At 75.9% G+C, this 3740-nt stretch carries 2 protein-coding genes and 1 pseudogene; 1 reads left to right on the top strand and 2 read right to left on the bottom strand.

Annotated elements, in window-relative coordinates; translation table 11 throughout:
* A partial coding sequence (locus ABZ885_RS37375; protein WP_360199065.1) for an AAA family ATPase occupies positions 1 to 1894 on the top strand: 1894 nt, incomplete at its 5' end.
* A gap of 73 nt (positions 1895 to 1967) precedes the next feature.
* Here ABZ885_RS37375 and ABZ885_RS37370 read toward each other — a convergent pair.
* Both ABZ885_RS37370 and ABZ885_RS37365 read right to left on the bottom strand, forming a co-directional pair.
* Complete coding sequence (locus ABZ885_RS37370; RefSeq protein WP_360199063.1) at positions 1968 to 2912, bottom strand: bifunctional riboflavin kinase/FAD synthetase; 945 nt, start codon at positions 2910 to 2912, stop codon at positions 1968 to 1970.
* Between the two features lie 66 nt (positions 2913 to 2978).
* Positions 2979 to 3740: pseudogene (locus ABZ885_RS37365) on the bottom strand (hypothetical protein); the annotation flags it as partial.

Here is a 3740-nt window from a genome sequence, read left to right as displayed (position 1 = left end):
GCCCGCGCCGGTGGCCGCTCCGGAGCAGCCGCAGGCCGCGGCCCAGCCCTGGCCGCCGGCCGACCCGACGGCGCAGCAGCAGCCCGGTCCGGTGCCGCAGCAGGCCCAGGCGTACCCGGAGCCGCAGCAGCCGCAGCCCTACACCGACCCGCAGCAGGCCGCCCAGCCCTACCCGGACCCGCAGCAGCCCCAGCCCTACGCGGACCCGCAGCAGGCCGCCCAGCCGCACGCCCCGCAGGCGTACCCGCAGCCCGGGCAGCCGCTGGACCCGCAGGCGTACCCGCAGCCCGCCCAGCCGCAGGACCCGCAGGCCCCGGCCTGGACCCAGCAGGCCGCGGCACCACAGGCGCCCGGCCCGCAGGCCGCACCGGTCGACCCGCGACAGGCCGGCTGGCCGCAGCCGAACGCCTACCAGCAGCCGCCGGCCGCGCAGGACCCTCAGCAGGCCCAGCCGCAGCCCTACCAGCAGGCCCCGCAGCCCGGCCCCGCGCAGCCGTGGCAGCAGCAGGCCCCGCAGGCCCAGGCGCCGGCCGCGTTCCAGCAGGCCGCCGCCCCGCAGCAGACCGCGCACGGCGCGCCGCTCGGCTACACCGCCGCCGTCGAGCTGTCTTCGGACCGGCTGCTGCGCAGCCAGCCGAAGCAGCAGCGTCAGCAGCCGCGGTTCCAGTTCGGCGGGAAGGCCGCCGCGGCCGAGAAGTCCCGCAAGCTGGAGGTCATCCGCACCCCGGTGCTGAGCTGCTACCGGATCGCGGTGATCAGCCTCAAGGGCGGCGTCGGCAAGACCACGACCACCACCGCGCTCGGCGCGACCCTGGCCAGCGAGCGCCAGGACAAGGTGATCGCGATCGACGCCAACCCGGACGCCGGAACCCTCGGCCGCCGGGTCAAGCGCCAGACCGGCGCGACCATCCGCGACCTGGTGACGGCCATCCCGCACCTGCGCAGCTACATGGACATCCGCCAGTTCACCTCGCAGGACCTGCACTCGGGCCTGGAGATCCTGGCGAACGACGTCGACCCGGCCGTCTCGACCACCTTCAACGACTCGGACTACCGCCAGGTGATCGACGTGCTGGGCCGCCAGTACCCGATCATCCTGACCGACTCCGGGACCGGCCTGCTGTACAGCGCGATGCGCGGGGTGCTGGACCTCGCCGACCAGCTGATCATCGTCTCCACCCCCAGCGTGGACGGCGCCTCCTCGGCCTCCACCACGCTGGACTGGCTGTCCGCGCACGGCTACGCCGACCTGGTGCAGCGCAGCATCACGGTGGTCTCCGGGGTCCGCGAGACCAGCAAGATGATCAAGGTCGAGGACATCGTCGCGCACTTCCAGACCCGCTGCCGCGGCGTCGTCGTGGTGCCCTTCGACGAGAGCCTGGCGGCCGGCGCCGAGGTCAACCTCGACATGATGCGGCCCAAGGTCCGCGAGGCGTACTTCGACCTGGCCACCCTGGTCGGCGAGGACATCATCCGGGCCCAGCAGGCCGCCCAGCAGTCCGGCTGGCAGCAGCAGGCCCAGCAGCCCGTGCAGGCCGCGGCGCCGTACCCGGGCCAGCCGTACGACCCGCAGCAGCCGGGCTACCCGCAGCAGGGCCAGCAGCAGCCCTACCCGCAGCAGGCCCAGCAGCCCGGCCAGGGCGGCTACCCGGGCGGCCAGCCGGCGCCCGGCGCGCCGTGGGCCCCGCAGCCGGGGCAGGCCCCGCCGCCCCCGCCCGGCTACGGCTACCCGCAGGCCCAGCCGCAGCCCGGGGCGCAGCCGCCGCAGCAGGACTGGCAGCAGCAGCCCCAGCCGCCGGCCGGGTACGGCTACCCGCAGGCCCAGCCCCAGCCGGGTACGCAGCCGCCCGCCGGGTACGGCTACCCGCAGCCGCAGCCGCCCCAGCAGCAGTAGCAGGCACGGAAGAGGGCCCGCCGGCCGTTCTCGGTTCCGAGACGGCCGGCGGGCCCTTCCGCGTCAGGCGGTGTCAGCCGGCGTCGGTCAGCTCACGGGCCTGCTTCACGTCGTCGGCCATCCGGTCCAGCAGCGCCTCGATGGAGTCGAACTTCTCCATCCCGCGCAGGTAGGCCAGGAAGTCCACGGCGACGTGCAGCCCGTACAGGTCCAGGCCGACCCGGTCGATGGCGTAGGCCTCGACGGTGCGGGCGGTGCCGTCGAAGGTCGGGTTGGTGCCGACCGAGATCGCGGCCGGCATCCGCTCGCCGTCCGCCGTCAGCCAGCCCGCGTAGACGCCGTCCGCCGGGATCGCGCTGTGCGGGACGGTCTCCACGTTGGCGGTCGGGTAGCCCAGCTCACGGCCGCGCTGCGCACCGCGCACCACGATGCCCTCGACCCGGTGCGGGCGGCCCAGCACCTCGCCGGCCCCGGCGACGTCGCCGGCCGCGACCAGCCGCCGGGTCAGCGTGGACGAGAACGGCTCGCCGTCCCCGGCCGTCCCGCGCACCTGGAGGTCGACCACCTCGACGCCGCAGTCGGCCGCCCGGCCCAGCCGGGTGAGCAGCTCGACGTCGCCGGCCGCACGGTGCCCGAAGCGGAAGTTCGGCCCCTCGATGACCAGGCACGCGTGCAGCGCGTCCACCAGCACCTGCCGGAAGAAGGTCTCCGGGGACTCCTGCGAGAACTCCGCGGTGAACGGCAGCACCAGCACGGCGTCCACGCCGAGCGCCTCGATCAGCTCGGCACGGCGCGGCTGCGGGGCGAGCAGCGGCGGGTGGCTGCCGGGGCGGACCACCTCGCTGGGGTGCGGGTCGAAGGTCACGACGACCGAGCGGACGCCGAGTTCACGGGCGCGCTCGACCACCCGGTTGATGATCAGCTGGTGTCCGCGGTGCACACCGTCGAACGAGCCGATGGTGACGACGCTGCGTCCCCAGTCACCGGGGATCTCCTCCAGGCCACGCCAGCGCTGCACCCTGACCGCTCCTTGTTCCGTACGGCGCGTACCTTCTGTACGCTCAAACGCTCAAAACCCGAACCCCTATAGCGTGCCATGCGCCTGCCCCTGCTTCGGCACCGGAAGGCGGGTTGCGCGCACCACCGGGGGCGGGGCCGCTCCGGCCGGTGTGCGAACGGCCCCTCGATCGTTCTCGTCCGCCGCCCCGGGCCCCCTTCCGGGCCCCGGGGTGTGCCCGGTCTCACGCCCCTCCGCCGCCCGCTCCGGCCCGCGTCCGGCCTCCGCCGCGGCGTCCTGCGGGTCGCGCCCGGCCGCCGTCAGCTCCCGCATCCGGTCCAGTCGGGGCCCGCCGGGCGGGACCGGCCAGCCGCCGTCCGGCCACTGCGCCAGCAGCAGCGCGAACTCCGCCGAGCGGCCGGCACAGCGCACCAGCAGCGCGTCCGCGTCCGGCAGGCCGGCCGCCGCGCGGGCCAGCACCGTCCGGGCCCGGGCCGGCCGCTCGGCCGCGCAGTGCCCGGCCAGCCGCTCGACCACGGCGGTGAGCACCTCCGGGTCGCCCTCGGTGGCCAGCACGGTGTCCAGCAGCTCGCACCGCACGGCGTCCGCCACGGGCTCGGCGACCGGCACCGCCAGCACCTCGGCGAACGGCCGCCGGACCACCGCCGACCGGGCCGCCAGCGCGCTGCCGAGCAGCAGCCGCAGCTCCAGCCGTGCGGTCGGCCCCGCGGCCGCTCCGTGCACCAGCCGGCGGCCCAGGTAGTCGACGGTGGCCCGGCCGGCAGTGAAGGGGGCCCCGGCAACCGGGTCGTCGTCCCCGTACGGGGAGGCAATCGTGTACGGCATCAC

It is taken from the genome of Kitasatospora sp. NPDC047058, assembly GCF_040643935.1.
Classification (GTDB): domain Bacteria; phylum Actinomycetota; class Actinomycetes; order Streptomycetales; family Streptomycetaceae; genus Kitasatospora.
Note: the sequence above shows the minus strand (reverse complement) of the source record. Positions and strands in the feature narration are given on the sequence as shown.